Origin of the sequence: Methanoregula sp. (assembly GCF_002835825.1) — an archaeon.
Taxonomy (GTDB): Archaea; Halobacteriota; Methanomicrobia; order Methanomicrobiales; family Methanospirillaceae; genus Methanoregula.
Genome location: NZ_PIZH01000203.1, coordinates 1 through 4169 on the forward strand (window position 1 = coordinate 1; position 4169 = coordinate 4169).

Annotated in this window: 3 protein-coding genes and 1 pseudogene; 2 read left to right on the plus strand and 2 right to left on the minus strand. The window is 58.2% G+C overall.

Annotated features, from left to right (window positions below; genetic code table 11):
- Window positions 1-72: 72 nt before the first annotated feature.
- Window positions 73-1470 (plus strand): annotated as a pseudogene (gene pap / locus CW742_RS08150) (polyphosphate:AMP phosphotransferase); the annotation flags it as partial.
- A gap of 7 nt (window positions 1471-1477) precedes the next feature.
- Here the strand turns inward: pap and CW742_RS08155 are convergent.
- Together CW742_RS08155 and thiI are read right to left on the minus strand one after the other, a co-directional pair.
- Complete coding sequence (locus CW742_RS08155; protein WP_292418941.1) at window positions 1478-2407, minus strand: radical SAM protein; 930 nt, start codon at window positions 2405-2407, stop codon at window positions 1478-1480.
- A 21-nt stretch (window positions 2408-2428) separates the two neighbouring features.
- Window positions 2429-3679: a tRNA uracil 4-sulfurtransferase ThiI gene (gene thiI / locus CW742_RS08160; protein WP_292418943.1), complete on the minus strand. Its 1251-nt coding sequence runs from the start codon at window positions 3677-3679 to the stop codon at window positions 2429-2431.
- A gap of 180 nt (window positions 3680-3859) precedes the next feature.
- Here thiI and CW742_RS08165 point away from each other — a divergent pair.
- Window positions 3860-4169: DUF2150 family protein (locus CW742_RS08165; protein ID WP_292418946.1), on the plus strand; the 310-nt coding region annotated here is incomplete at its 3' end.

Consider the following 4169-nt stretch of genomic DNA (forward strand, 5'->3'; position numbering starts at 1 on the left):
AACAAAAAGATATAAACTATCCTCTCCGTCGGCAGCGTAAGATGTGTATAAGAGCAAGATACGGGGCGGCTCACAGTCCTCCAGCGCACCCTCCGCGACCTGAAAGTCCCGACCGTCATCGTTATCGAGGGGTGGAACGCTTCAGGGATCACCATGGCCATCCACGAGATCGTGCACGGGCTCGACCCCCGCGGGTATGCGCTGCACTCCATTGAGAAACCCTCGGCCGAGGAGAAAAGCCACTCGTTCCTCTGGCGGTTCTGGCTCCGATTACCGGCAAAGGGCCGTATCGCGCTCTTTGCCCGGAGCTGGTACAGCCGGGCCATCTCCGAAGAGATGCAGAAGCATGCCTGGGAAAAATCCCTGAAAGGGAGGATCAGCCAGATCAACACGTTCGAGCGCCAGCTCAGTGATGACGGTGTGGTCATCCTCAAGTTTTTCCTGCACATCACAAAAGAGGAGCAGAAGATCCGGCTCGAGGAGCGGGAGAGGAACCCGCTCACGGCATGGCTCGTGACACCGTCCATCTGGAACATCCACCGTCATTACGAAGACTCGCTGCCGCTTATTGACGATTTTATCGAGCGGACGGACACGGACTACGCACCCTGGACGCTGGTGGAGGCAATGGACCGCAAGTTTGCGATCCTGAAAGTCTATTCAACGATCATAAAAACTCTTGAGAAACGGATTGAGGCGGAACAGGAGAACAAATCGAAGAAAGGCAGGGCAAAGGAGATCACAAAACCCAAGAAGAACGCGGTGAAGCGCCGTTCGCATGCCGACAAGGACTATACCCGGGAGGAACTCATGGAGACATTCTCCAGCCTCCAGATAGAAGTCCTCGAACTCCAGTACCTCCTCTTCAAGCGGAAGATCCCGCTCATCATCGTGTACGAGGGCTGGGACGCGGCAGGGAAAGGCGGCAACATCACCCGGGTCACGCGCTTCATGAACCCCCTTGGCTGTTACGTTGTCCCGGTCTCAGCGCCAACCGATCACGAACAGGGGTACCACTACCTGCGACGGTTCATCAAGCACTTCCCGGCCGGGGGCGACATTGCAATCTTTGACCGGAGCTGGTACGGGAGGGTGCTCGTGGAGCGCGTGGAGGGACTCTGCACCGAGCCCGACTGGCAGCGGGCCTACCAGGAGATCAACGAGATGGAAGAGGACTTTATCTCTTCCTCCGGCGGCGGGATCGTCAAGTTCTGGCTGGAGATCAGCAAAGACGAGCAGCTCAAACGGTTCAATGAACGGGCATCCGATCCCAAGAAAGTGTACAAGATCACGGACGATGACTGGCGGAACCGCGAGAAGTGGGACCAGTACGAAGTGGCCATTGACGAGATGCTTGCCCGGACAAGCACAGAGATCGCACCCTGGACGGTTGTCGAGTCTGACGATAAATGGTTTGCCCGGGTAAAAGCCCTGAGAACCGTGATCGCTGCGGCGCAGAACCTCCTCTGATCATAACTCAGGGAAATCCCCGGTGCAGCCCTGCATCGCGGGCAATTCTGACAGCACGGGTGTACTCGCCAACGGTGATGCCGCGGCGCAGCGCAGGGGACGTTTCCTCAGCCCGACCAAGTACCTGCCATTCCGGACGGTACTGGTCCATGATATTCACGTACGTGTCCGGCGATATCTCCTCCGCGATCCAGGGCAGTACGAGGTCGCTTCCGGCAAGGTTCTCCGGCAGCACCAGGTGACGGACAAGGAGCCCCCGGACCGCGATGCCGTTTTCGATGACCAGATCGTTCACCTGCCGGTGCATCTCGCGGATCGCAGCCTTATTGACATCCACATACTCCGGAGCCCGGGAGAGATCCGCGGCAATCGCATTGCTCCCGTACTTGGCATCCGGCATGTAGATGTCGACGATCCCGTCCAGGAGCCGGAGGGTCCGAGCGGAATCATATCCCCCGGAATTGTACACGATCGGTACTGTAAGTCCCTGTCCTGCGGCAATGCCAATGGCCCGGATCAGCTGCGGGACGATGTGCGAAGGGGTGACGATGTTGATGTTGTGGCAGCCGGCGTCCTGCAGCCGGATCATGATCTCTGCCAGTTGTTGTGGAGTGATCTCACTTCCCTGCCCGCACTGGCTGATGTCAGAGTTCTGGCAGAACCGGCAGGCAAGGTTGCAATGCGTAACAAAGATCGTGCCGGATCCGCCGGTGCCAACCAGCGGAGGTTCTTCCCAGAAGTGCGGGCCGTAACTGGAGATAACCGGAAGAAGGCCCGTGCGGCAGAAACCCTTCTCGTCTTCCAACCGGTTTACCCCGCACTTCCGGGGGCAGACGGTGCAGGATGAAAGAAGGGAATATGCCCGGTCCGACCGCTCGGAGAGTTCACCGGACTCAAGAAGCTCACGATATGCCGGTTGTCGTTTATCAGGTTTCATATCCGCGGGAACCGCCCGCGATCACTCCCCAGACGCGCGAGAGTCTTCCATTATCTTCCCGTCCAGCGCAGTCACGAACCTGAGGCCGTCGCAGGCCGCAGCAACAAGGTCTTCGATCCCCATCCGCTGCTCGATCTCCTTCACCTCTTCAAGCACGGCGCTCGTTGCCGGCATCTTCGGCACAGCCCGGCAGGCAAGGTCGCCTGGTTTTGCATCGAAGGTTCCGATCCGGCGGGCGATCGTGATCGTCTCTTCCTTGTCAAAGGTGATCAGCGGGCGGATGACGGGTACTGTTGCCGCCTCTGCGACAACGCCAAGATTCGCCAGCGTCTGGGACGCCACCTGCCCGAGGTTCTCCCCCGTCACCACTGCGAGGGCGCCCTCATGTACCATCAGCCGGGCTGCGACCCGCAGCATGAACCGCTTGCAGATCACGCACCGGTAGCGGGGCTGAACTTTGAGCCGGCTCATGGCATCGAACAGCGGTTCGCTGTCTGCGATTACGAGCGGAACCGGGTTCCCGGAGCACCAGAGCGAGAGCCTGCGATGGTTCTCGATCGCTGCGGCCGTTACATCGGTCCCCGCCCAGCGCCCGGCATCGAGATAGAGGTGCGTAATCTCGCAGCCGCGTTTCATCGAAAGCCATGAAGCTACAGGCGAGTCGATCCCTGCGGAAAGGAGGACGAGCACCCTCCCCTGCGTACCCCACGGCAGACCGCCCGGCCCGGCAATGCGTTTGTCGTACACGAGCCCGCCGAAATCCCGGACCTCGACAAAGACCTCGTACTCCGGGGCATCAAGGTCAACGGAGAGGCCGGGGATGTTGTCATAGATGAACGACCCGCTCTCCGTCCCGAGTTCCTGGCTCGTCAGGCCGGTCTTGTACTGCCGCTTTGCCCGCACAGCAAAACTCATTCCATCGGAAAGGTGCTTTTTTGCCCGGGATAGGGCCACCTCTTTCAGATCGTCAAGATCCGTTGATGTCCGGTGGCAGGTGCTCACGTCAATGATCCCAAAGACCCGCGACACTATACCGGCAACCTTCTCCGGCTCGCCGCCATAGATCAGGATTCTCCCGCGGGGGGTTTCGTACCGGCAGTCCATGCCGGCAGCGCCGATGGCCTTCCGGATATTGCGCAGCAGCATGCCGATGAAATGGCGCTTCACCGGTTCGCTTTTTAAGAAGAGCTCACCGTACCGTGCCATGACAAGGGACTCTGGTGACGGGTGATCGCGGGCTGCTGGCATGGTACCGGAATAATTGCTGTTCAAGGGTGATAACGATTCGTGAGTCTGATACCTTCAGCAAGTCGAAGAACGCTTCGCGTTCTTCGAAGAACTTCGTTCTTCTCATCTCACAAGTCTGATGACTTGTTCGATTCTCCAGCCTCAGGTCTGATGACCCTCGGCACAACATAATCATTAAATCACGGCAGTGAATAGTGTACTGAAATGGCGAAGAAAGCGACAAAGAAAGCTGAAGAAGAACCGCTCAAGTTGTTTTACATCTTTTACAACCAGGAGCGGTGGGACAACTGGTTAAAGACCTTGTCCGAAGCGAGTTTCGATGATGATGGCAAAGGCGATGAGTTGCCCGAGGGCTTCCGGATCCTTGACGGGTTCTCGGTGGACATCACTATCGAGGTATTGAAGATCGTCAAGCTCTACCAGAACAAGCGCTTTACCCGCGACGAGGCCCTGGACAAACTTGCGGCTGTTGAAGCGATTGTCATGTCAACCTCCCCGAACCCTGACCTTGAGG

Excerpts from the sequence above, each read along its gene's own strand:
- CW742_RS08155 (WP_292418941.1), bottom strand. The coding sequence starts at position 2,407 with ATGAAACCTGATAAACGACAACCGGCATATCGTGAGCTTCTTGAGTCC.